24 protein-coding genes are annotated in these 23,840 nt (G+C 63.4%); 13 read left to right on the top strand and 11 right to left on the bottom strand.

What is annotated here, in order from left to right; genetic code table 11:
- Positions 1-5: 5 nt before the first annotated feature.
- The 4 genes from N5P29_RS16330 to N5P29_RS16315 form a co-directional block, all read right to left on the bottom strand.
- The gene (locus N5P29_RS16330) at positions 6-956 is read right to left on the bottom strand and encodes a 1,4-dihydroxy-2-naphthoyl-CoA synthase (protein ID WP_262275861.1); all 951 of its coding nucleotides are present in this window, start codon (positions 954-956) and stop codon (positions 6-8) included.
- 21 nt (positions 957-977) lie between these two features.
- Entirely contained in the window at positions 978-1,415 is a 438-nt protein-coding gene (locus tag N5P29_RS16325; protein WP_262275860.1) for a VOC family protein, read from the bottom strand.
- Positions 1,416-1,537: 122 nt separating this feature from the next.
- Positions 1,538-2,266, bottom strand: a complete 729-nt coding sequence (locus N5P29_RS16320; RefSeq protein ID WP_262275859.1) for a CPBP family intramembrane glutamic endopeptidase — start codon at positions 2,264-2,266, stop codon at positions 1,538-1,540.
- Positions 2,267-2,341: 75 nt separating this feature from the next.
- Entirely contained in the window at positions 2,342-3,592 is a 1,251-nt protein-coding gene (locus tag N5P29_RS16315; RefSeq protein ID WP_262275858.1) for an Nramp family divalent metal transporter, read from the bottom strand.
- 302 nt (positions 3,593-3,894) lie between these two features.
- On the opposite strand from N5P29_RS16315, the gene N5P29_RS16310 reads away from it, so the two are divergent.
- Entirely contained in the window at positions 3,895-5,358 is a 1,464-nt protein-coding gene (locus N5P29_RS16310) for an amino acid permease (RefSeq protein ID WP_262275857.1), read from the top strand.
- A gap of 73 nt (positions 5,359-5,431) precedes the next feature.
- Here the strand turns inward: N5P29_RS16310 and N5P29_RS16305 are convergent, their stop codons facing one another.
- Complete coding sequence (locus N5P29_RS16305) at positions 5,432-6,160, bottom strand: dienelactone hydrolase family protein (RefSeq protein ID WP_262275856.1); 729 nt, start codon at positions 6,158-6,160, stop codon at positions 5,432-5,434.
- A gap of 141 nt (positions 6,161-6,301) precedes the next feature.
- On the opposite strand from N5P29_RS16305, the gene N5P29_RS16300 reads away from it, so the two are divergent.
- The 9 genes from N5P29_RS16300 (at position 6,302) to paaZ (ending at position 15,184) form a co-directional block, all read left to right on the top strand.
- Entirely contained in the window at positions 6,302-6,958 is a 657-nt protein-coding gene (locus tag N5P29_RS16300; protein ID WP_262275855.1) for a pentapeptide repeat-containing protein, read from the top strand.
- A 131-nt stretch (positions 6,959-7,089) separates the two neighbouring features.
- Positions 7,090-8,316 (top strand): thiolase family protein, encoded by a 1,227-nt coding sequence (locus N5P29_RS16295; RefSeq protein ID WP_262275854.1) that lies wholly within the window; start codon positions 7,090-7,092, stop codon positions 8,314-8,316.
- Positions 8,316-9,143, top strand: coding sequence for an enoyl-CoA hydratase/isomerase family protein (locus tag N5P29_RS16290; protein ID WP_262275853.1), 828 nt, complete (start codon positions 8,316-8,318; stop codon positions 9,141-9,143). The genes N5P29_RS16295 and N5P29_RS16290 overlap by 1 nt, the downstream gene beginning before the upstream one ends.
- Entirely contained in the window at positions 9,140-10,003 is an 864-nt protein-coding gene (locus N5P29_RS16285; protein ID WP_262275852.1) for a 3-hydroxyacyl-CoA dehydrogenase family protein, read from the top strand. The genes N5P29_RS16290 and N5P29_RS16285 overlap by 4 nt, the downstream gene beginning before the upstream one ends.
- 26 nt (positions 10,004-10,029) lie before the next feature.
- Positions 10,030-10,626 carry a GNAT family N-acetyltransferase gene (locus N5P29_RS16280; protein ID WP_262275851.1) on the top strand — a complete coding sequence of 199 codons (597 nt, stop codon included), beginning with the start codon at positions 10,030-10,032 and terminating at the stop codon, positions 10,624-10,626.
- An 8-nt stretch (positions 10,627-10,634) separates the two neighbouring features.
- On the top strand, positions 10,635-11,063 hold the full coding sequence (locus tag N5P29_RS16275; RefSeq protein ID WP_262275850.1) for a hypothetical protein: 429 nt from the start codon (positions 10,635-10,637) through the stop codon (positions 11,061-11,063).
- Positions 11,064-11,431: 368 nt separating this feature from the next.
- On the top strand, positions 11,432-12,136 hold the full coding sequence (locus N5P29_RS16270; RefSeq protein WP_262275849.1) for an SGNH/GDSL hydrolase family protein: 705 nt from the start codon (positions 11,432-11,434) through the stop codon (positions 12,134-12,136).
- An 89-nt stretch (positions 12,137-12,225) separates the two neighbouring features.
- On the top strand, positions 12,226-12,954 hold the full coding sequence (locus N5P29_RS16265) for a tyrosine-protein phosphatase (RefSeq protein ID WP_262275848.1): 729 nt from the start codon (positions 12,226-12,228) through the stop codon (positions 12,952-12,954).
- Between the two features lie 130 nt (positions 12,955-13,084).
- Entirely contained in the window at positions 13,085-15,184 is a 2,100-nt protein-coding gene (paaZ, locus tag N5P29_RS16260; RefSeq protein ID WP_262275847.1) for a phenylacetic acid degradation bifunctional protein PaaZ, read from the top strand.
- Between the two features lie 237 nt (positions 15,185-15,421).
- On the opposite strand, the gene N5P29_RS16255 is transcribed toward paaZ, so the two are convergent.
- The 3 genes from N5P29_RS16255 to N5P29_RS16245 are packed head-to-tail and all read right to left on the bottom strand — an operon-like array spanning position 15,422 to position 17,891.
- Positions 15,422-16,024: a TetR/AcrR family transcriptional regulator gene (locus N5P29_RS16255; protein ID WP_144659187.1), complete on the bottom strand. Its 603-nt coding sequence runs from the start codon at positions 16,022-16,024 to the stop codon at positions 15,422-15,424.
- 36 nt (positions 16,025-16,060) lie between these two features.
- The gene (gene paaK, locus N5P29_RS16250; protein WP_262275846.1) at positions 16,061-17,398 is read right to left on the bottom strand and encodes a phenylacetate--CoA ligase PaaK; all 1,338 of its coding nucleotides are present in this window, start codon (positions 17,396-17,398) and stop codon (positions 16,061-16,063) included.
- 10 nt (positions 17,399-17,408) lie between these two features.
- Positions 17,409-17,891, bottom strand: a complete 483-nt coding sequence (locus N5P29_RS16245; RefSeq protein ID WP_262275845.1) for a hotdog fold thioesterase — start codon at positions 17,889-17,891, stop codon at positions 17,409-17,411.
- Between the two features lie 108 nt (positions 17,892-17,999).
- On the opposite strand from N5P29_RS16245, the gene N5P29_RS16240 reads away from it, so the two are divergent.
- Positions 18,000-18,578: a GNAT family N-acetyltransferase gene (locus N5P29_RS16240; protein ID WP_262275844.1), complete on the top strand. Its 579-nt coding sequence runs from the start codon at positions 18,000-18,002 to the stop codon at positions 18,576-18,578.
- Here the strand turns inward: N5P29_RS16240 and N5P29_RS16235 are convergent.
- Both N5P29_RS16235 and N5P29_RS16230 read right to left on the bottom strand, forming a co-directional pair.
- Positions 18,571-20,109 (bottom strand): putative bifunctional diguanylate cyclase/phosphodiesterase, encoded by a 1,539-nt coding sequence (locus tag N5P29_RS16235; RefSeq protein WP_410007928.1) that lies wholly within the window; start codon positions 20,107-20,109, stop codon positions 18,571-18,573. The two genes, N5P29_RS16240 and N5P29_RS16235, sit on opposite strands and share 8 nt — an antisense overlap.
- 17 nt (positions 20,110-20,126) lie before the next feature.
- Positions 20,127-21,179 carry a hypothetical protein gene (locus N5P29_RS16230; RefSeq protein ID WP_262275842.1) on the bottom strand — a complete coding sequence of 351 codons (1,053 nt, stop codon included), beginning with the start codon at positions 21,177-21,179 and terminating at the stop codon, positions 20,127-20,129.
- A 106-nt stretch (positions 21,180-21,285) separates the two neighbouring features.
- Between N5P29_RS16230 and N5P29_RS16225 the strand changes: the two genes are divergently transcribed.
- Positions 21,286-21,456, top strand: a complete 171-nt coding sequence (locus N5P29_RS16225) for a hypothetical protein (RefSeq protein ID WP_162239598.1) — start codon at positions 21,286-21,288, stop codon at positions 21,454-21,456.
- A 157-nt stretch (positions 21,457-21,613) separates the two neighbouring features.
- On the opposite strand, the gene N5P29_RS16220 is transcribed toward N5P29_RS16225, so the two are convergent.
- Positions 21,614-23,254 (bottom strand): ATP-binding protein, encoded by a 1,641-nt coding sequence (locus N5P29_RS16220; protein WP_262275841.1) that lies wholly within the window; start codon positions 23,252-23,254, stop codon positions 21,614-21,616.
- A gap of 202 nt (positions 23,255-23,456) precedes the next feature.
- Here N5P29_RS16220 and N5P29_RS16215 point away from each other — a divergent pair, with 202 nt between their 5' ends.
- Positions 23,457-23,840, top strand: a complete 384-nt coding sequence (locus tag N5P29_RS16215; protein ID WP_262275840.1) for a DUF7793 family protein — start codon at positions 23,457-23,459, stop codon at positions 23,838-23,840.

Raw genomic sequence — 23,840 nt, 5'->3', positions numbered from 1 at the left:
CGGTCCTAGAAGTAGTAGGGGAAGCTGGACCAGTCGGGATCGCGCTTCTGGAGGAAGGCTTCCTTGCCCTCCACGGCTTCGTCCGTCATGTACGCAAGGCGTGTTGCCTCGCCGGCGAAGACCTGCTGCCCGGCGAGCCCGTCATCGGCCAGGTTAAAGGCGAACTTGAGCATGCGGATGGCCTGCGGTGATTGACGGGCAATGTCCGCGGCGTACTCGAGGGCGACTTCTTCCAGGCGTTCGTGGTCCACGGCTTCGTTGACTGCGCCCATGCGGACCATGTCCTCTGCGGAATATTCGCGGGCAAGGAAGAAGATCTCCCGCGCGGCCTTCTGCCCGATCTGGCGGGCCAGCAGCGCAGAGCCGTATCCGGCGTCGAAACTTCCCACGGTGGCGTCCGTCTGCTTGAACTTGCCGTGCTCGCGCGAGGCGATGGTGAGGTCGCTGACGACGTGCAGGGAGTGCCCACCGCCCGCCGCCCAACCGTTGACGACGGCGATGACCACCTTGGGCATCGTCCGCATGAGCCGCTGGACTTCCAGGATGTGGAGCCGGCCGGCGCGGGCGGGATCGATGGTCTCTTGTGTGTCGCCCTCTGCATAGCGGTAACCGTCGCGTCCACGGATCCGCTGGTCGCCACCGGAGCAGAACGAGTGGCCTCCGTCCTTTTCGGAGGGACCGTTGCCGGTGAGCAGAACGGTTGCAACGTCGGGGGTCATGCGGGCGTGGTCCATGGCCCGGTACAGCTCGTCCACGGTTCCCGGGCGGAACGCATTGCGGACTTCGGGGCGGTTGAAGGCGATGCGGACGGTGGGGAGGTCCTTGACCGAGCCGTCGGCAGAACGCTCAACCTGCCGGTGGTACGTCATGTCCTTGAAGTCATCGAAGCCGGAAACCGTGCGCCAGCGCGATGGGTCAAAGATGTCGGAAACCTTGGCAGGGAGATCGTTGTTCACACTCCGAGTCTAGTAATGGCCTCAGCTGATGCAGAACTCGTTGCCTTCCGGGTCTGCCATGGTGTGCCATTCGTGGGGTCCCTGGCTGGCGGTCCACAGGTGCCTGGCGCCGCGGGCTTCCAGTTCCTTGCGTACGACGTCCTTGTCCCGGCCGTCCAGTCGGACGTCCCAGTGCACCCGGTTTTTGACGGTTTTGTCATTCGGGTCCGTCTGGAAGAGGATGCGTCGGGCGGCCTTGGGGTCCGGGTCCTCCGCCGGAACAATCGCGCAGCCATCGGCCCAGACGAGTTTGCCGTTGTGCGTGATGGTCTGGTCCAGCGTGGCGAAGCCCTGCTCGATCATGGAGCGGATGAACGCCTCGTCCTGGGGCTCGACCTTCCATTCAAGGGTCTCGGCCCACCAATCAGCGAGGTCGTGGGGCTTCTTGCAATCGACTACTACCTGGATGTTCAGTGACATGCCCCCAAGCTATTCCGACGGCGGGTGGCTGGGTAGGGGGATGCGGTCACCTTCCGTCCGGGTTACCCAACCAGGGGACAGCAAATGTCGCAATGAGGGCTCAGTGGGACGTTTACTGTCCCTTAGTTGGGGAGGAGCTCCGGGGGGACCGCGTAGATCAAAACAACGGCCATCAGGTTCTTCGCGGCATGCACGAAGTAGGAGAACATCAGGTTCTTCCCCGTCCAGACATACACGGCTACCAGCACCGTGGCCATTCCCAGGTAGGGTGCCAGGGCTGACAACACCAGGCCTTCACGGCCCACCACATGGATCGAAGCAAAGACCACCACGGAGATCACGCAGCAAATCCAGATGTTCACATGCTGCGACAACTTGCCGATGAGCAAGTGGCGGAACAGGTACTCCTCAACGAACGGCCCCAGGACCACCAGCAACGGCACCATGAGCCACGCCGGAACGTGTTGCAGCAATCCCTGGATGCCCAGCTGGTTCTCGGAACTCTGGGCGGTCCCGAAGGCGGCGACCAGGATCGCCGTGAGGATGAGCATCACCACGATCGCGAGGGGAATCATGCCCAGGGTGAACCACGGCCGGGTCGCCAGGATCCTAAGGTCCCGCCCCACCACTCGCCAGGCTGACGCCACGGCAAATATTCCGACGCCGGCATAGAAGATCGCGTTTACCGCATAGGACGCTGTGGCCGGGTCCGCGAACAGCTGAAGCATGAGCCGTTGTACCGCTCCGCCGGCGAAGGTGAAATAGAGGGTGAATCCAAGATAGGCGGCCACGGCAAGGGCATCCAGGGCAGTGAACCTGTACAAAGATGCCTTGGTGTGAAGAGTGCCCATGTGTCCAGCCTAGCTTTGCTGGCTCCATGGTTGCCCAGTCAGGACCGCTCAACTGCCCGCTGGAGTCCTGCCGGCTCAACCCTGCCCGCTCAGGGTCAGCGCGATCAGGACACAGTTCAATCCGACGATCAGGGTGGCGCTTGTCCAGCCGGCAATTTTCAGGGGCGTCGAATCTGTGTGGATTCCCATTACGTCACGCTTGCCGGTCAATCGGATCAGCGGAATCAGGGCGAAGGGGATGCCGAAGCTGAGCAGCACTTGGCTCAATACCAGGGCCAAGGTCGGCTCAATTCCCGCCCCCAGGACAATCAGTGCCGGCACGAGCGTGATGACACGGCGGACCAGCAGCGGAATGCGGATCTTGAGGAGCCCGCCCATGATGGTTGCCCCGGCGTAGCAGCCAACGGACGTCGATGCCAGGCCGGACGCCAGCAACCCGATCGCGAACACGACGCCGATGGCAGGACCCAGTGCCGCTGTGACGGCTGCATGCGCACCGGCGATCGTATCCGTTCCCTCGATCCCGCGCAGGCTGGACGCGGCAAGCAGAAGCATGGAGATGTTGACGATTCCGGCGAGCAACAGAGCGCCCACCACATCCATCCGGGTGGTCCGGATCAGGCGGGTCCGGATCACAGGGTCCGGTGAGAAGCCGTGGCGGTCCCGGGCCAGGGCGGAGTGGAGGTAGATCGCGTGGGGCATGACGGTCGCTCCGAGCATGCTTGCCGCCAGGAGCACGGTGTCGGGACCGTCGAACCGTGGGAGCAGGCCGCCGAGCGCGCTTCCTGCGTCCGGGGGATTGACGAACAATCCCGAAACGAACCCCACGGCGATGATCCCCAAAAGAACAAGGATGGCGTATTCGAAAGAGCGCTGGCCCCGCCGTGACTGCAATGCCAGCAGCAGCATCGAAGCGACGCCGACGATCACGCCGCCTGCCAGAAGCGGCAGACCGAACAGAAGATTGAGGGCGACGGCGCCGCCGATCACCTCGGCCATGTCGGTAGCCCCGGCGACAATTTCGGCTTGGGCCCAGTAGAGGCGGCGACGTTTCGTGCCCAGCCGCTTTCCCAGAATTTCCGGCAGGCTCATGCCGGTGGCGAGGCCGAGTTTGGCGGATTGGTACTGCACCAGGACCGCCATGGCATTGGCAGCTACCAGTACCCAGACCAGGAGGTAGCCGTAGTTCGCGCCGGCGGTGAGGTTCGCAGCAACATTCCCTGGATCGACGTAGGCGATCGCAGCAACAAAGGCCGGTCCGAGCAGCAGGAGCCGCGACCATACTTTGCCGGGAGTGGCACGTGTTTCCAGGGTGGGGGCAGCCATCGGGGTTCCTCGTCGTTGGGGGGGTACTCATTACGAGGATAGCGAAATTTAGGCATACCGAAAAGTTTTATTTAGGCAATCCATTGGAGAACCGCATTGGGGGAGGTGCTGTTGCCTGCGTCACGGGTCCGCCGTCACATGCCGTAAGATGGACGGGTTGCGCGAACGTTCGGCGTTCTGCGGCCTGCATCACACAGCGGATTCCGAAAAGCCGGATACTCCGAATTTTGTGTGCAAAAGCCGCCCGTGCTCCGGCACCGGCGCAACCACAACAGCAATACCCCAACCCACAAGGAACAGCTGTGCCGCAAAGTACCCCCACAGATCTCAAGAACCAGACGGCCTCAACCACCGCCGTCGGTTCCTCCCTCAGCGCCGAGGGATACAAGAAGACCCTGAGCCGCCGCCACGTCACCATGATCGCCATGGGTGGCGCCATCGGCGTCGGCCTCTTCATGGGTGCCGGTGGCCGCCTGGCCTCCACCGGCCCGGCCCTGATTTTCTCCTACGCCATTGCCGGCGTCATCGCCTACCTGCTGATGCGCGCCCTCGGCGAACTCATCATGTACCGCCAGACCTCCGGTTCCTTCGTGAGCTACGCCGGCGAGATGTTCGGCAAGAAGGGCGCCTACCTGTCCGGTTGGATGTACTTCATCAACTGGGCCATGACAGGCATCGCCGAGCTCATCGCGATCGGCCTGTACTTCCAGTTCTTCTTCCCCAACGTGCCGATTGAACTCTCCGCCATCGCAGCATTGGTGCTGCTGGTGGCCGTGAACCTGTTCAGCGTCAAGGCGTTCGGCGAGTTCGAATTCTGGGCATCCTGCCTCAAGGTTGCCGCGATCGTAATCTTCCTGGCTGTTGGCACGTTCATGGTTGTCACCAACGCCAAGGTGGGCGAGGGCCACGCGTCCGTAGCCAACCTGTTCCACGACGAAGGCGGCATGTTCCCCAAGGGCGGCCTCGTGATGATCCTCGTCCTCAACGCCGTGATCTTCGCCTACAACGCCATCGAACTCGTCGGCATCACCGCAGGCGAGATGGAAAACCCGGAACGTGAAGTCCCCAAGGCGATCCGCGCCGTCGTGCTCCGCATCGTGGTGTTCTACGTCGGTTCCGTGACCCTGTTTGCCATGCTGCTGCCCTCCGATCAGTACAAGGCCGGTACCTCGCCGTTCGTGACGGTGTTCGGGCAGATGGGCCTGGGCTGGATGGGCGATGTGATGAACATGATCGTCATCACCGCCGCGCTCTCGTCCTGCAACTCCGGCCTGTACTCGATCGGCCGCATCTTCCGCACCATGGCCAACAACGGCCACGCCCCGCAGTGGCTGACCAAGATGTCCTCCCGCCATGTGCCGTACGCGGCGATCCTGGCCATCGGCGGTGTCTACCTGGTGGGTATCCTGCTGAACATCTGGCTCGGCGGTTCGCACGCTTTCGACCTCGCACTGAACACCGCCTCCATTGGCGTCATCTTCACGTGGGGTTCGATCTTCGCAAGCCAGATCGCCCTGCGGAAGAAGAAGGGTGCCGTGTCCTCCCTGCCGATGCCCGGCTCACCGTGGACCAGTTGGCTCGGCCTGGTGGCTCTGCTGGCCATCACCGTGCTGATCGGTTTCGACACCATGACTGACAAGGCCACCGGCGATGTGTTCCTCCTGGGCCTCTGGACCCTGGCGACCATCCCGTTCTTTGCCCTGGTGCTGTGGCTTGGCTGGCAGAAGGTCAAGAACAACGAGCCCAAGAGCGAACTGTTCAGCTAGCGTCTATTAACGCTCGACGGCGGGTGCCTCCTTCCGGTGATTACGTCACCTTGAGGGGCGCCCGCCGTTTGCGTTAATGGTCCCGAAGGTACTTGGCGAAATGCTCCTCGATGCGCCGCCAGGCTTCCGGGGCAGAGGCGGGATCAGGCTTGATTCCCATGACCCGCATCAGCGGTCGGAGTGGTTTGGGGCCAACCGGCGCGTCGTTCATGAAGGCGTGGCCCGCCGTCGGGAATTCCTTGACGTCGTGCTCAATGCCGAGCTCGGAGAGGGCTTGTTCCAACTTGGCCGCAGCGCCGGGCAGGGTCCGGTCTTTGGCCCCGTAGTTGGCGACCATGGGACAGGCGCCTTCGAGGGCGCTGTGCAGGTCCCGCGGAAGTTGGCCATAGTTCACAGATGCGGCATCGAAGCCGTCGTTGGCGACCAGCAGCGCGAAAGCTCCGCCCATACAGAAGCCGATGACGCCCACCTTTCCGGTGCACCTTCCGTCCTTCCGGAGCCAATCCTGAGCGGTGGCCACGTCCGTGAAGGCCCGGCCTGCGCCTGAAAGCATGGAGCGCATGGTGGCGACCAGGCAGCGTCCTGGACCGCCGTCGCTGTACAAGTCCACCGCGAGTGTGAGGTAGCCGGCCGCCGCCAGGCGATCCGCTTGGCGGCGCATCACATCGTTCAGTCCAAAGGCCTCGTGGATCATCACAACACCGGGAAACGGTCCCGCTCCCGTGGGTTCGGCGAGGTAGCCCTTCAGAGCGGACGAGCCCCCTGCCGCTTGGCTTGGCGTGCTCAAATCAATGGTGACCATGGGTGCGGTTCTCCTTCCGGCTCCAGCGGTCGGAGCTTTTGTCAGGGCCCAACGATAGGCTCGAAGCATGGAACTACCCACCACTTTGACGCAGCATACCAACGCCGAACAGGCGAAGCCCGGGAAGGCGGAGTCACTCTGATGGCGGCAGCGAAGGTTGCAGCCCCGAAGATTTCCCCGGTGCGGTTGGAAGAACTGCGCGACGACGACGCTCCGGAGTTCCAGCGCGGCGAACGGTACGACGGCGTCCGGCTCACCAGGGTTTCCGCCGATGGCGAGGAACTCAGCGGCGCGGATTTCATCGAATGTGAGTTCAACGGGGTGTCCTTAAACGAGGCTCAACTGCGTGGGGCAACGTTCCGGGAGTGCGTTCTGGCCGAGCCGTATGCGCCCGTGCTGATGGCTGCGCGTACCTCCTGGCAGGACGTGGAGATCAGCAACCCACGCTGGGGGTCGGCCGAACTTTATGAGGGCACCTGGCGCTCGGTCCGGATCGACGGCGGGAAGCTGGACTACGTGAACCTCAGGGGCTCCAAGCTCATGGACGTCCAGATCTCGGATTGCATCATCAACGAGCTCGATCTTGGGGGTTGCGTGGGGACGCGGGTGGCTTTGAAGAATTGCACCATCGGTACCCTGGATGTCACAGGTGCCAAGCTCAAGGACGTGGACTTACGGACCTCGGAATTCCGCGGAATCAATGGCCTTGCAGGGCTTGCGGGGGTGGTCATCGACGATTACCAACTGAGCTTAATGGCGCCCTTGCTGGCCGGACACCTTGGAATCCGGGTGATCTGAGGCGGTGGAGGGGCGGTCAGGCGGAGAGCTTCATCTGTTGACCCGCCCGCTGGGCCGTGTAATCTTTATAGAACGAACGGTCGGTATATTATTCCGTGCCGGTCCCTTTCTCTTTCGCGAAGGATGTTCTCATGGTCGAGGCTTTTCTTGTTGGCGGCGCACGTACGCCTGTCGGGCGCTACGGTGGCGCACTGTCCTCCGTCCGACCCGACGACCTCGCAGCATTGGTGGTCCGGGAAGCGGTGGCGCGTGCCGGCGTCGACCCTGACTCCATCGACGAGGTAATCCTCGGCAACGCCAACGGCGCAGGTGAAGAGAACCGCAACGTCGCCCGCATGGCAACCCTCCTGGCCGGACTTCCCCTGCACATCCCCGGAATCACCGTAAACCGCCTCTGCGCCTCTGGCCTGAGCGCCATCATCATGGCCGGCCAGATGATCAAATCCGGTGCTGCGGACATCGTGGTGGCCGGCGGCGTGGAATCCATGAGCAGGGCGCCGTGGGTGCAGGAGAAGCCCGCCACCGCGTTCGCCAAGCCGGGCCAGATCTTCGACACCTCCATCGGCTGGCGCTTCGTCAATCCACTCTTCACCAAGGGCGAGCTGTCCCGCGATGGCAAGATGACCTACTCCATGCCTGAAACGGCCGAGGAAGTCGGCCGTGTGGACAACATCTCCCGCGAGGATGCCGACGCTTTCGCGGTCCGCTCGCATGAGCGCGCCCTGGCAGCCATTGCCGGTGGGCGCTTCAAGGACGAGATCGTTCCGGTCACCGTCAAATCCCGGAAATCCGAAACCGTGGTGGACACAGACGAAGGCCCGCGCGAGGGAACCACCATGGATGTCCTGGCAGGTCTGCGGCCGGTTGTTCCCGGTGGATCCGTGGTCACGGCAGGCAACTCCTCCACCCTCAATGACGGTGCCTCGGCCATCATCGTCGCGTCCGAGGCCGCCATCCAAAAATTCGGCCTGACGCCCCGCGCCCGGATTATCGACGGCGCCTCCGCAGGCTGCGAACCGGAAATCATGGGCATCGGCCCCGTTCCTGCCACGCAGAAGGTCCTCGCCCGCACCGGGCTCACTGTTGACCAGCTCGGAGCCGTGGAACTGAACGAAGCTTTCGCCACGCAGTCCCTGGCCAGCATGCGCCGCCTTGGACTGAACCCGGACATCGTCAACAACGACGGCGGCGCCATCAGTTTGGGGCACCCGCTCGGTTCCAGCGGCTCGCGGATCGCCATCACACTTCTGGGCCGGATGGAACGCGAGCTGGCCTCGGCCACGGGACCCAAGCTCGGTCTGGCCACCATGTGCATCGGTGTAGGCCAAGGAACTGCAATGCTGTTGGAAGGCGTGTAATGGCACTGAATCCCGAAGACTTCACAGCGCTCCTGGTCGAGGACCGCGAGGACCGGCTTATCGTGCTGTTAAACCGTCCCGAGGTCCGCAATGCGATCGACCAGACGATGGTGGATGAGCTCCACGCGGTGTGCGCCGAGCTTGAACGAAACCCGAAAGTGCTGATCATCGCCGGGACCGATGGGGTGTTCGCCTCGGGCGCCGATATCGGACAGCTGCGTGAACGACGTCGGGACGACGCATTGCAGGGCATCAATTCAACGATTTTTGTCCGCATCGCCAAGCTGCCAATGCCTGTCATTGCCGCCCTGGATGGTTATTGCCTCGGTGGGGGAGCGGAGCTGGCCTACGCCGCAGACTTCCGGATCGGCACGCCAAGCGTCAGGATCGGAAACCCGGAGACGGGCCTCGGCATCCTGGCTGCCGCGGGTGCCACGTGGCGCCTCAAGGAACTCGTGGGGGAACCGAAAGCCAAGGAAATCCTCCTGGCGGGCGCGGTCCTCAGGGCCGAAGAAGCACTCCGGATCAACCTCATCACCTCCATTGTTGAAGCGCCGGAGCTGATGGTGGAAGCACACGCCCTTGCCGACCGGATAGGCCGACAGGACCCGATGGCCGTTCGCATCACCAAATCGGTGTTCCATGCTCCGGCGGAGGCCCACCCCCTCATCGACACCCTGGCGCAGGGCATACTCTTCGAATCCCAGGCAAAGTTTGACCGCATGCAGGCGTTCCTCGACAAGAAGTCGGCGGACAAGAAGTCGGCGGACAAGAAGTCGGCGGACAAGAAGGAAGCCGAAGCTACGCAGGATAGGACCCAGAAATGACAGCCGTTCCCTCCATCCCGCACGTTGTAGGAGTCCTGGGCGGTGGCCGGATGGGCGCCGGCATCGCCCACGCCTTCCTCACCAAGGGCGCCACGGTGATAGTGGTGGAGCGCGATCACGAGGCCGCAGCGGGCGCCCACGGACGCGTGGCAGAAGCCGTGGCGAAGTCCGCAGCCCGTGGCACACTCAGCGAATCTGCCGAAGAAGCCATGTCCCGCTTCAGCACCTCCACAGACTACGAGTCCTTCATTCACTGTGGCCTTGTAGTCGAAGCCGTTCCCGAGGATTTCGACCTCAAGGTCACAGCGCTGAAAGCCGTGGAAGACCACTTGTCAGGGGATGCGTTCCTGGCCTCAAACACATCTTCGCTGTCCGTCACGGGACTCGCGAATGAACTCCGCAGGCCCGCCAACTTTGTTGGGCTGCACTTCTTCAACCCGGTGCCTGCTTCCACGCTGATCGAAGTGGTGCTGGCCAAAGAGACGTCTCCCGAACTGGCTCAAGCGGCGAAAAGCTGGACCGAGGCACTCGGCAAGACCGCCGTCGTCGTCAATGACGCTCCTGGATTTGCGTCCTCGAGGCTTGGCGTTGCCATTGCCTTGGAAGCGATGCGCATGGTGGAGGAGGGCGTCGCGTCCGCCGAGGATATCGACGCCGCGATGGTCCTTGGCTACAAGCACCCCACAGGCCCGCTGAAGACTACGGACATTGTGGGGCTGGACGTCCGGTTGGGGATCGCCGAGTACCTGCATTCCACACTGGGCGACCGCTTCGCCCCGCCGCAGATCCTGCGCGACAAAGTGGCGCGCGGTGAGCTCGGCCGAAAATCGGGCAAGGGCTTCTTCGACTGGAACGACTAAGCGTTGGAGCCGGTTAGGCTAGCCGGGTGACTTCAATCGAACCCATCACCCTCACCGGCAAATTCGTGACCCTGGAGCCGTTGGCGCCGGAGCACCACGACGGTCTAGCCGACGCCGCCCGTGACGGTGACCTGTGGAAGCTCTGGTACACCTCCGTTCCCACGCCTGGGGGAATGGCTGCGGAGATCGAACGCCGGCTGTCGCTTCAGGAGGCAGGTTCAATGCTGCCCTTCGCCACGCGGCTCAACGCCACGGGCAAGCTCATCGGCATGACCACCTACATGAACATCGACGCCGCCACCCCGCGGGTTGAGATTGGTTCCACCTGGAACGCGACGTCGGCTCACGGTACGGGGACCAACCCGGATTCCAAACTGCTCCTGCTCAGGCACGCGTTTGAAACCCTGGGGTGCCCGGCCGTGGAGTTCCGCACGCACTGGTTGAACCACCAGTCCCGCGAGGCGATCGCGCGTTTGGGAGCCAAGCAGGACGGGGTGCTCCGGAACCACTCGCGCACCAAGGATGGCGTGCTCCGGGACACGGTGGTCTTCTCCATCCTGGAGCACGAGTGGCCCGCAGTGCGGAACGGCCTGGAGTACCGGTTGTACAAGTACGGGGCGTAGCCGGCGCCGTGACAGCACCCCGGAACCCCAGGTTCAGCCTCCGCTCTGCCGTCATCACCCTTGTCCTGGGGATTTTGTGGTTGCTTATCTTCACCAACGCGCCGGCACCCGAAGGGACCGTCGCCGCGCAAGGGACTGTGGTTGACCAGGAAATAAGCGGCAAAGGTCTGTGTGAGCCCATCGCCACTGTGGTGGTTGACGGTATCAGTTATCGGACGCCGCCAGGCACCAGCGCCAAGCCCTGTGCCTACCGCGTCGGCGACTCCATTGACGTCACCTACCATCCGGATGACGTTGCCGGAACATTGGAAATTCCCCTCGAGGGGTCGTCGAAGAAAGCAGTAGCGCTGTTGCCGTTGGTGGGTGTCGTCATGGTGATTGGCGGCGTTGTCTCGCTGGTGGGAAATATCCTGTACCGCCGGCGGGCCCAGGCCTGAGAACACCATGCTGCGAGGTCTTTTCCCCTCTGCCATGCAGGCGTAATCTGGCCACACATTGCCCCGGTATGCGGCCGACTGGTGGGCGAGCCGCGACATCCGCGAACAGCTGAAGCTTGGATGGCCGGAGCCCCATCACCGCAAAAAGGGGATTAGTCATGGCAAAGCAAAATTCACGACGCCGGATCCCGGCTTTGGTCGGCGGCCTCGCCATCGCGGCGCTCACCTTGGGGTTCACCGCCGCTCCAGCCACCGCGGCGCCCCCGTCCCCGCAGTGTACGAATCACCCAACGCCACATACTTCACCGGCGGCGGGGGCGGGTGGGCCCACGCGAACTGCTGTCTGCTGGCAAAGTGATGGCGGATACGTGGATTTGGTTGATGCTTCCCAACGGGTAGACCTCGTTGCCAATGCCGCTTGCCACGGCTCTATCCTGGCCTTTGATCCGCTCAACCCGAGTCCGTTCTACAACGGGGCGCCGACTGTCGCGGAGCAAATCGCCGGCTTGGCCTTCAGCCAGGCGCTGTCCGGTGACACCGATCTGGTGAGCATCACAGCCGGAGCCATCGATGGGGGCAGCCTGCTGGCACTTCAGGCCTGCTCTACCCCGAACACACAGGCCTGCGCGGCAACCGTGGCTGGAATCATCCAGAACCTCGGGAGTCTCGAAGCCGGACTGGAACTTACCTACCAGTCGATCCAGGCCGCCGCTCCGAATGCGACGATCGTTGTCATGGGATACCCGCGTCTGTTTGATCCGTCCCGGGGGGACATTGTGATCGGCGGGGTTACTGTTGTGCCGGTTAGTAACCAGATCGCGGTGAACGTGGCCGTGAATGCCCTCAATGCCACCATCGCGAAGGCCGTGGCGGAGAACGGGACCAACGCCGTGTTCGTTGATGTGACCAAGCGCTTCCTGGGCCATGCAGTGAATTCGGACAATTCATGGATCGTGCTGGACTTGGCACAGCTGCAGGCGGACTCGAACTTCCATCCGAACGACGCCGGCCATCAAGCGTACGCGTCGGCGTTGCTCTCCACGGTGAGACCTGCCCGGTTGGTGAAGCGCTAGGGACGTTGCCAACCCGCTGATCCGTTGCTGGCCAACAACGGATCAGCGGGTTAGCCACGGCACTGCCGGGATGTGCTTAGCTGGCTCCTATGGACGGGACTTCTTCAGCGCACCAAGATGTCCACTGGGACGGTGCTGTCAACGCCTGGAAAATTGCCGGGGACGTGTACCGGATGGGTCGCCACGAATGGGTCACCGGCGTCGGTTGGCAGCAAATGTACGACGACGGCGTCCGCACCGTGATCGACCTGCGCGCCTCGCGTGAGCGGCGGCAACGCGACACCGATCCCGAGGTGCCGGACCACGTGAAGGCCCGGATCGCCGTCGTACATTGCCCGACGGAAGATCCGGACCACAGCCGGTTCGGCGAGCTGTTCGGCCCGTACTTGAAGGACCCGGCGCACTACGGCGACTATCTGCAGCTGTTCGGTGAGAAGATCGCGGCGGTGTTCAAGGCGATTGCTGCTTCGCCTGGCAAAGTGGTGGTGCACTGTTCGGCGGGCAGGGACCGAAGTGGAATGGTCGCCCTGATGCTGCAGCGGCTGGCGGGATTCACGGATGAGGAAATCCTTCAGGGCTACGAGCTCGCGGCGCGGGGGATCAATGAGAGGCATCGGACCCACGGTGCGCCGCATGCCCACGATCCTTATCTCCCCGACGAGCAGCTCAAAGCGATGCTGGCGGAGCGTCTGGCGAGCCTGCGGCTCTTCCTGGCGTCGGTCGATGTTGCTGGCTTCCTGAGGGCGAACGGTGTCAGCGATCAGGAGTTGAGCGCGATCCGGGCCAAGGTGGGGGCGGGCGCGGGACTGCCCGGCTGAGAAATTCCTGCTGTACTCTCCCCGGCATTCATGTACCCTGTATATATTACCGAACGGCCGGTCAGTAATGTTGGCATCGAGCCAGCATTGACCGAGCCGCTTTCACGTGCCTTGGAAGGACCCGTCGACGATGACCACTACCGCAGTCGCCCCGGAAACCACAGCCGTTGCCACCGTCCCCAGCTTCGTCCGGAATGCCTGGTGGACTCCGGCTGCGGATGCGAAGAAAGTCCCCGTTCGAGATGCCAGCACCGGAGAAGTCCTGGCGAACGTGAGCACCGACGGACTGGATCTGGCCGCCGTCGTCGATTTCGCACGCACCACAGGCCAAGCCGAACTCGGCAAACTGACGTTCCACCAGCGGGCACTGAAGCTCAAAGAGCTCGCCATGTACCTCAACGGCCGGCGCGAAGAACTTTATGCATCCTCGTCGCAGAGCGGCGCCACCAAGATCGACAACATGATCGACATCGACGGCGGCATCGGCGTGCTCTTCACGTTCGGCTCCAAGGGCCGCCGCGAACTGCCCAACTCGCAGGTTGTGGTGGACGGGCCCATGGAGATCCTGTCCAAGGATGGGTCCTTTGCCGGCGAGCACATCTACGCCCGCATTCCCGGCGTTGCCGTCCAGATCAACGCCTTCAACTTCCCGGTGTGGGGCATGCTGGAGAAATTTGCTCCCGCGTTTTTGGCCGGCGTCCCCACCATCGTCAAGCCCGCGACGCCCACGGGTTATGTCGCCGCTGACGCCGTCCGGGCAATCGTCGAATCCGGGATTCTGCCGGAGGGCTCGCTTCAACTCATCTCCGGCTCGGCCCGGACCCTCCTCGATGAACTCGATTACCGCGACCTCGTCTCCTTCACCGGCTCGGCGTCCACTGCCAAGTCGCTCAAATCGCACCCGAACGTGGTTCAGGGCGGGGTCCGCTTCACCTCGGAGACCGACTCTCTCAACGCGGCCATCCTGGGTCCCGATGCCGTTCCCGGAACCCCCGAGTTCGACGCTTTCGTCAAGGCCGTCGTCACCGAGATGACGGTCAAGGCCGGACAGAAGTGCACCGCCATCCGTCGGATCATCGTCCCTTCGGAGCTGACCTCCGACGTGGCCGCCGCCATCGGTGCCCGGATCAACGAGCGTGTTGTGCTTGGTGACCCCCGCGCCGAGGGCGTCACCATGGGTGCCCTTGCCTCGCTGGAGCAGCTCGCCGACGTCCGGGCTGCTGTCCAGTCAATGCTCGACGCCGGCGGCGAGCTTGCGTACGGAAGCCTGGATTCGCCGTCGGTCACCTCCGTTGGAGGCGCCGTAGGCGTTGTCGAGGACGGTGCGTTCATGTCGCCGGTTCTCCTGAGCTGGAGCGACGCCGAGGCCGAAGAAGTGCACTCGTTGGAAGCTTTCGGTCCCGTTTCCTCGGTCCTTGGTTACAGCGACCTCGCGGACGCTGTGCGGCTTGCAGCCCGCGGTTCAGGCTCGTTGGTGGCCTCTGTGTGCACCAACGATCCCGCAGTTGCCCGGGAATTGGTGACTGGAATTGCTGCCCACCATGGCCGGGTGCACATGCTCAACCGCGAAGACGCACGTTCCTCTACGGGCCACGGTTCGCCTGTTCCCCACCTGGTTCACGGCGGACCCGGCCGCGCAGGCGGCGGTGAAGAACTGGGCGGCATCCGCTCCGTCCTGCACCACATGCAGCGCACTGCCATCCAAGGTTCGCCGAACATGCTCACCGCCGTTACCGGTCAGTGGCACACGGGTGCCGACCGGAACTTCACGGTGGAAACCGAAGGTGAGCACCCCTTCCGCAAGTCGCTGGTGACGCTGAGGATCGGCGACGCCGTTCGCTCCGAGCTGCGGCAGGTCACCCTTGAGGACATCACCGCGTTCGCGAACTCCACGGGCGATACCTTCTACGCGCACACCAACCAGGAAGCTGCCGAGGCCAACCCGTTCTTCCCGGGGATCGTGGCGCACGGCTACCTGCTCTTGAGCTGGGCTGCCGGGTTATTCGTGGAGCCTGCTCCGGGTCCCGTTCTGGCCAACTACGGCCTGGAGAACCTGCGCTTCATTACGCCCGTGGCTGCGGGCGACTCCGTCCGGGTGACCTTGACCGCCAAAAAGATCACTCCCCGTGAGACCGACGAATACGGCGAGGTTGCCTGGGACGCTGTCCTGAGCAACCAGAACGACGAGATCGTGGCAACCTACGACGTCCTCACCCTCGTGGAGAAGTAACCCTCTCTCACGGCCCGGGGTTTGGGTCGGACGCTCTCTCACATCCCCCGGGTTTGGGTCGGACGCTCGCTCACGTCCCCCGGGGTTTGAGGTGGGCGCTCGCTCACGTCCCCGGGGTTTGGGGTGGGCGCTCGCTCACACAACCGACGAAAACGCCTTTCCGCGATCTGTGGGAAAGCGTTTTTGCGTTGAACGTGCGTGAGGGTTGGCCGGAAGGGGAGGGGATGTGCGCGAGCGTCAGGCGGCGCTGTGGAGGCCGTCGAAGGCCATGGTGATGACGTCGTCCGCGAGCTTCTCCGGGGACAACGAGCCGCCGGGTTTGTACCACTCCACGATCGAGTTGATGGTGCCGAACAGCAAACGGGTCACGGTGCGGGGGTCGATGTCCTGGCGCAGGGAGCCGTCGTCACGGGCGGCGGAAATCAAGGCCGCAACCTTGTGGTCGAAAGCACGACGGCGTTCCAGGGCGTCACGCTCGATTTCGGTGTTGCCCCGCAGGCGCAGCAGCAAGGTAACGAACGGCAGGCGATCCACCAACACGGCGATGGTCTGCCGGAGCACGAATTCCAGCCTGGCGTCGGCAGGACCGGAGGTAGCGGCGGGCTCCTCCAGAATCGCTTCCAGGCCACCCAGTGCGTGGTCAAGGGCGAGCTTCAGGAGATCGCCCTTGGACGGCACGTGGTGGTAAATGGCTGACTTGGAGATCCCCAGGTTCTCGGCCAGGATGCCCATGGACGTAGCGTCGTAGCCGTGCCGGTTGAAGACGTCGACGGCGATGCGGAGCACCGACTGCTGGTCATAACCGGGCCGTCCGCGCTTGGTGGTGGTCTCAGTAGGCATGCTGGCATTTTCTCACGATCTGTACGGCAGAAGCCGCTAGCCCTTGGGGCGCATGTCGTAGATCCGGCGGAGTTTGCCGTTGGACCGCTCAAGGGAACCGGGCTCCACAACGTCAACGACGCAAGAGGACCCAACGTGAATCTTGATCTGCTCACGCAAGGTGTGTGCCGCCGTCGTACCGGCCTCAACGGGGACGGACTCACGGCGCTCAATGCGGACCGTCAGCGAGTCCATGCGCTTGCCCTCGGGGCGGGTGATTTCCAGCTGGAAGTGGGGGCTGAGCTCCGGGATCCGCAGTGCGATTTCCTCGATCTGTGACGGGAACAGGTTCACGCCGCGCAGGATGATCATGTCGTCGCTGCGCCCGGTGATGCGGCCCATGCGGCGGTGTGCCGGGCGGGCGGTGCCGGGGAGCAGGCGGGTGAGGTCCTTGGTGCGGTAGCGGATGATCGGCAGGGCTTCCTTTGTCAGGGAGGTGAAGACCAGCTCACCGGGTTCGCCATCGCCGAGGACCGTGGAGTGGTCGAACGGATCGATGATTTCGGGGCGGAAGTGGTCTTCCCAGATGTGGCAGCCGTCCTGCGTTTCCACGGCTTCGCCGGCGACGCCCGGGCCCATGACTTCGGAGAGTCCGTAGATGTCCGAGGCCTTGATGTTCATGGTGGTTTCGAGTTCGTGGCGCATCTCTTCGGTCCACGGTTCGGCGCCCAGCACGGCGTACTTGAGTGACGTGGACGTGGGGTCGATGCCCATGTGCGCCATGGCGTCGGCGATGGTCAGCAGGTACGTGGGGGTGGCCAGGATGGCGTCCGGCTTGAAGTCCTGGATGAGCTGGATCTGGCGTTCGGTCTGGCCGCCGGACATGGGGATGACGGTGCAGCCGAGTGCTTCAGCACCGGCGTGGGCCCCGAGGCCGCCGGTGAAGAGGCCGTAGCCGTAGGCGTTGTGGACCTTCATGCCGGGGCGGACGCCCGAGGCGCGCAGCGAGCGGGCCACCAGAGTCGCCCAGTTGGCGAGGTCGTTCTTGGTGTAGCCCACCACCGTGGGGCGCCCGGTGGTTCCGGAGCTCGCGTGGATGCGGGCCACCTGGTCCTGCGGGACGGCGAACATGCCGAACGGGTACTCCAGGCGCAGGTCTTCCTTGGTGGTGTACGGGAACTTGCCGAGGTCACTCAGTTCGCGCAGGTCGCTGGGGTGCACGCCGGCTTCGTCGAACTTGCGCTTGTACAACGGCACGCGGTCGTAGGCGTAGGCCACCGTGTGTTGGAGGCGGGTGAGCTGCAGGGCCTCGAGCTCGTCGCGCGAGATGGTCTCTTCACGGTCCAGCACGGCATCTGAGGGCGATACGGGTGCGGCCACGGTGTTCTGGGTCATTGGGGGGTTCCTACTTCTTGGAGATGGTCCGGCTGCGGCCGCGGAACTCAGCGATGAGCTCCCCGGGCTGGGCGTCGGCGGGGGAGGGGGCGTCGGCAGGGGAGGGGGCGTCGGAGGCGGCAGCGAAGATCTGGATGTCGTACAGACCGCTCCTGCCGGTACTGGCGCGTCGGTTCGCGACGGCGGTAATCACCTGGCCTTGGAAGGCCGGCTTGATGAAGTTGATGTCGACGCCGGAGGCTACCGTGATGGAGGCCGCCTCCTCGGGCGTCGGGTTGGCCGGGTTGCAGGCCAGGGCGAAGGCTGTGTCGCCGAAGGCAAAAATCATTCCGCCGTGGGCCATGCCGAAGCCGTTGAGCATCTCCTGCCGGAGGTGCATGCGGATGGTGGCGTGGCCGTCGTCGAGCTTGAGGACCTCGATGCCCATCCATTCGGACGCGTAGTCGTTCGTCAGGATGTGGTGCGATGCACCGGAGAGGGTTGCTTCAACCATGCGTCATTGCCTCCAGCTTTATTTACCGAATGTTCATTAGGTAATCCCAGATCGCGCCACGTGTCAAGACTGGGCCACGATTCGTCCGGGCCTAGTAGCCTCGAGTGCATGCCCGAAATTGAGCTCCCGATTGTCACAGACCGCCTGATCCTGCGCCGCTTCGAGGTCGATGACCTGGAACGCTTCCACGGATACCAGTCCCTGCCCGAAACCGCACGGTTCCTGTTCCGCCACGAATTGACCAAGACCAAATCCATGGAAGTCCTGGGCCGCTACGCGAACTTCGAGTTCAACCAGGAAGGGGACTGGGTGTGCTTGGCCATCGAGCGCCAGGACCAGCCCGGCCTGATTGGCGAGGTTGTGCTGAAGTGGCTTGAGGGTACCGGGCAGGCTGAGCTCGGCTGGATCCTGCACCCGGATGCCCGTGGCCACGGCTTCGCCACGGAAGCGGCCGAGGCTGTCCTTCGTCTCGCCTTTGAGCACTTGTCCTTCCACCGTGTCGACGCCAAACTTGATGCCCTTAACGAAGGCTCGGCAGGAATCTGCCAGCGGTTGGGCATGCGCCTGGAAGCAGCCCTGGTGGATAACTGGCACTATAAGGGCCAATGGGCCACGGAAAACATCTACGCGATCCTTGACTCCGAGTGGCGCAACCGGCACCGCCCCTGGACCCGCAGCGTCAGCTGACCGGCCATGCCTTGTGGTGCTTGAGTTGTTCCGTCAGTTGGGCCGCGGCCAAAGGCCTGCTGAAGTAGTACCCCTGGCCGCTGGTGCAGCCGATGCCCAACAAGTACTCGGCTTGCTCCGCGGTCTCGATGCCTTCCCACACGGCGTTCAAGCCGCACGCCTTGATCAGCTGCAGCACCGCGGCAAGCAGGGCAGGTTGCGATGGATCGCTGCCCAGGGCTGAGAGCAGCGTGCGGTCTACCTTGACCGTGTCCACAGGCAGTTGCCGCAGGTAGCTGATGGACGAATACCCCGTGCCGAAGTCGTCGATCTCAAGCCCAACCCCCAGGCGGCGCAGGCTGTTCAGTGTGTAGCGGTCCAGGTCGTTGCCCTGGATCACCGCGCTCTCGGTCAGTTCCAGGACCAGCAGCGACGGGTCAAGGCCGGCGCCGGCCAAGGCCTCCCGCACGTCCTCGACGAACTCAAGCCGCTGCAGGTCCGCGGCCGAAACGTTTATCCGCATGCTGAAGTTGTGGCTGGCCGTGAGGGGGTCGCTGCGCCATTGCTTCAACTGCTCGACGGCGGTGCGGAGCACCCAGCCGCCCAGATCGGAGATCATACCCGTTTCCTCGGCGATGGGGATGAACTCGTCGGGCATGATGAGTCCCCGGACGGGGTGGTTCCACCGGACCAGGGCCTCCACGCCTTCAATCTCCCGGGAGTCGAGCCTGATGATGGGCTGATAGTAGAGCACCAACTGGGATCCGGCGATCGCCTCTTTGAGTTCGCCAACCAATTGGTTGCGCATCTGCCGGGCGTGCAGCATCCCGGGCTCGAAGAGCTTCAGCTTGCCGCGGCCGTCAGCCTTGGACTCATACATGGCGATGTCCGCCTCCATCATGAGTTCCTCGGCGCCTTGGCCGGGATCGGCCATCCGGAGGCCCATGCTTGCACCGCACCGCAAGTGCTGGCCCTCGATCTCCATCGGCTCCACAACGCCGGCCAGGATGCGGTTGCCGATGACGGCGGCTTCACTTGGGGTAACGCCGGGGATCAGGACGGCGAACTCGTCACCACCCATCCTTGCCACCATGTCCTGGTCGCGGACCGCGCCGCTGATACGGTGGGCAATGGCCTCAAGGACCTTGTCGCCGATTGTGTGGCCGAGGGAGTCGTTGATGGCCTTGAAGCCGTCCATGTCCAGCAACAGGATAGCCGCCCGCTTCTTTCCCTCGATTTCCAGGTCCTGTGCTTCGTTGAGGGCTACGGAAAACGCCGATCGGTTGCTCAGGCCGGTCAGGGGGTCGGTCATCGCCATGCGCCGCATTGCCTGGTGCGCTTCGTTGAGCTGCTGGGTGCGGGCCTGCACCCTCTGTTCCAGCTCCTGGTAGACGATCTGGAGATCTTCGGCCAGGAGGTTGGTGCCCATGATGACGGCGTCGATCTCGTCGCGGGCATCCGAGAGTTCGATCCGGGTGGTCAGATCCCCCGCTGCGAGCCGGACGATGCCCTCAAGGAGCTGCCCCAAGCGGGGATCATTCCCGGAGTACATGCTTGCCTCGGCCACGGTCACACCCCGCGTGGTCCATCCTGCAGCCCAACACCCTGCTGCAGGTACTCGCGAACGGCTGCGCTTCGCTCGGGCAAAGCGGCTTGGTCAAAGAGCCTGGCAGCGACGTCGGAGGCCGCAAGACCGTCCTCGGTCCTGCCCGAATCCAGCAGTGCCCGGGCCAGGAGGAAATGTGTCTCGGCTGCGGTTTGGGTAGCCAGTACGGAGGAGCGTGTACTCAGCGGCTCGAGGATGGCCACTGCTTCCTTCATATCGCCAATGAGGTAATTCCAGTGGGCCCGGACCAATGACATCTCCAAATGGTCGCGTTCCGAACCGCCCACGATGTCCGTTGCGAGTTCCGCCCTTTCGATGCAGCGCAAGGTGGCGGCGTCGTCGAGCTTGGCCTGGAGGCGCATCTCTGCCGAGGCGCGGTTGAAGCGGGCCCAGAGGTCGACGTCTTTCGACGGCGAGAGCCGTTCCGCGGCGAGGTCGTGGTACCTGCCGCCGTCGTTTACCCGATCGGCGAGGAAGGCCACGTTTCCGATGACCCAGTAGCCTTTGCCCGCGGTGTCCTCATCGACGTCGTCAGTGATCAGCGTTTCCAGTACAAGGCATTCGCGCCAAGCGTCTTCCAGCAGCCGGCTTTCGGCCAAAGCCGCGATAAGAGCCCGCTGGGCGAGGATCTGGACATACACCAGATCGGAGTCCAAGGAGGCGAGCTTGGCGGCATCGGCAGCGGTTGCGGCCGCCTCCGCGAGCCGGCCCAGTCCTTGGAGTGCTACGGCCACCATTGTTCCGGCTTTGGCACCGAGTTCGGGCGATGACGCGGTGAAGTTGTGGTCCTTGAGCTCCGTTGCCAGTTGCAGGAATTCCTCGATCCGTCCTTGATCGCGGAGGCATTCGGCCCGCAGGTACTGCATGTTCCACCACGACTGCTCATCCCCGGCGGCAGAGGCCAGTCCGGCAGCTTCACCAGCGAGTCGAAAGGCCTGGTCAAAGTCCCGTTCCTTCCATTTGGCACGCGCCGTGAGGCCGGCCACTAGATGCGCGGCGAGGTGGGGACTATTCATGTGCCCATTATCCATGTCATTGCCGAAGAAAAGCTCGTATAGTTTGCCCCGTGACTTTATTCAAGTCACAACCAATAATTCGCATCAGTACGAAAGGGCATAGCGGATGAAAAAATTTGCGGCAACCCTGCTCATGGCAGCGGTTCTGGCAGTAACGGGATTCGCTGCTCCGGCAAACGCCGAGCCTTCCCAGGACAGCACGGCAATCGGCTGGTGGCCGAACAGCACCACCACTACGAAGACGAACACCACCAGCATCGGGTGGTGGCCGAACTAAACATTGGGGGAGCCTCTCAAGGCCACTTGACATGAAATTGATGCCCCGGGCCGCAGCCCGGGGCATCAATTTTTGTTTCTGATTGTGTCGCGCATTAGTGACTTCCCGGGTGAGGCCGGGAGCGGACATTGACAGGCCTGTCACAAGCATCCGAAGCCTACGGTCCGCCCACAGGCAGCTCCACGGACACTGTGGTCCCGGAGCCAAGTGTGGAGTCGAAGACCATGCGCCCCATGTGCCGGCTGATGATGTCGTGGGCGATCGCCAGGCCCAGTCCGCTGCCTGGAACGGCGGCCGAGGTGGCATTCGAAGCACGGTAGAACCGGGTCAGGATGTGGGGCAGATCGTGTTCCGGAATGCCCAGGCCGTTGTCCGCAATCTTTACCAGCGCTGCCTTCCCGCCATCTTCCGACGATGACACCGCGCTGCTGATACCCACGCGTCCGCCTTCGGGGGTGAACTTGATGGCGTTGGCCACGATGTTCGTGAAGACCTGTTCCAGCTTGGCCTCATCGGCAGTGACTTCGATGTCCTCAGGGCTTTCGGTCACTGAAACGGACACGTGGCGGGACTCCGCGAGCGGACGCAGCGTAGCCACCACCACCTGCAGGAGCTTGGCGATATCCACGGGTTTGAGGTCCAGGTTGCTGCCGTCCTGCATGGACACCGTCAGCATGTCCTCGATGAGCTTGCGCAGCCGGCTGGAGTTGCGGCCGATGACGTCCAGCATTTTGTTGATGCCCTCGGGAACCGGGCCGCCGGAACCATCCTGGATCATGTCCAGATAGGCGGTGATGGACGTCAGCGGGGTGCGCAGCTCATGGTTTACGGTAGCCAGGAAGTCAGTCTTGGCCTTGTCCAGTTGGCGCAGCTGATGGAGGACCCGTTGCTGCGCGCTGATGAGGTGACCTTGGATCAGTCCGTGTGCCACGTTGCCCGCTACGTGCTGCAGGAGGGCGATTTCGGCCCGGGTCCAGTCGTGGCGCTCCTCCACGGTGGACAGGAGGATAATGCCCATTGCGGATGCGCCTTCGCCCACGGGTAAAAGCACGGTGGAGACTGGGTTGAGTTCGCTGGACCATGCTTTAAGGGCCTTGGCGATCTCCGATCCGGGGTCGTCCCGGTGGTCCGTCACGGCCAGGACATCGGCCTCTGTCCAGAGTTTGTTGGCCACATCGATGATGGTGTTTCCACTGTCGCCGAGTCGGGTCGGAAGCATGGGGAGGCCATCGCGGCTCCACTGGGCACGGATGCTGGGGACCCGTTCGTCCTGGAATGTCGCGAACCACACGTGGTCCACGCCCAGGGCTTCGCCGAAACCACGGACAACGCGGTCTGCGATCTGCTGGGGATCGTTGGTTTCGCGGACCGCCGATGAGACGCTGCGCAGGCTCTCACGCAAGGCCTCGACCTCGCCCCGGGAACGATCCCGTTCCAAGGAGCGGCGGATCAGCGTGTTCACCCTGTGGATGATCTCCCCACCGCGTACCGGTCCAATCACGTAGTCGGCCACACGCCAGGACTCCATGGCCTTGACGTCAACGGATTCATCTTCGCCGAGGAGCAACAGGACGGGGACTCCCGGGCTGCGGAGTGATTGGCCAAGGGCACTTCCGGCCACTATCACCGCGGGCCTATGGTCTTGGAGCTGCAAGGACAGATCGTCGGCGTCCCGTGCACGGAATACCTCGAAGCCTGCAGCACCCAACGCGTCTGCTGCGACCGTCAGCCGGTCCGCATCAGAATCCGCAACAACAGCGGAAAGGGAATGCTGTACGCCGGCGCCGTTCTGGCCCACTATGCCCCTCCCTCTCAACCACCCACCATGGAAATTCCGGATGTGGCAACACCCTATCAGCGGCATGACGCGGCGCGGGCGCCCCGGAGGAAATGCGCCGGATGAGTCGCACGTCACAGCTTTACTTTGTTCAAGGGATTCGACAGCCTTGAAGAAGCACTGCAGCGCCGTGTGACCGGTACTTAATCCCAGGAGGAGCACCGTGGACCACCCAACCACACCGCAGGATCACCAGCAGGTGACGTTTCAGTTGGACCTCGAAGAGTCCGGGATTTTGCGCCTGACCTGGCCCCGGGGCGCCCGGATCAAGGAATCCGACGCCCAACGCGCCATGGACCGGGTCAACGAGCTGTGCGGGCCCGAACGCCACCCCATGATCGTGGACATGGCCACGACCGACGACGTCACCCGTGGTGCGAGGTCGGTTTTCGCGAAGCCGTGCCAGGCCAACCGGATAGCCCTCTGGGGTTCGTCTCCCGTGGACCGCGTCATTGCGAACTTCTTCCTGGGCATTATGAAGCCTCCATGCCCTACCAAATTCTTCACCTCCGAAACGGAAGCCTTGGAGTGGCTGGGACAAAGCTGA

Origin of the sequence: Paenarthrobacter sp. JL.01a, assembly GCF_025452095.1 — a bacterium.
Lineage (GTDB): Bacteria > Actinomycetota > Actinomycetes > Actinomycetales > Micrococcaceae > Arthrobacter.
Note: the sequence above shows the minus strand (reverse complement) of the source record. Positions and strands in the feature narration are given on the sequence as shown.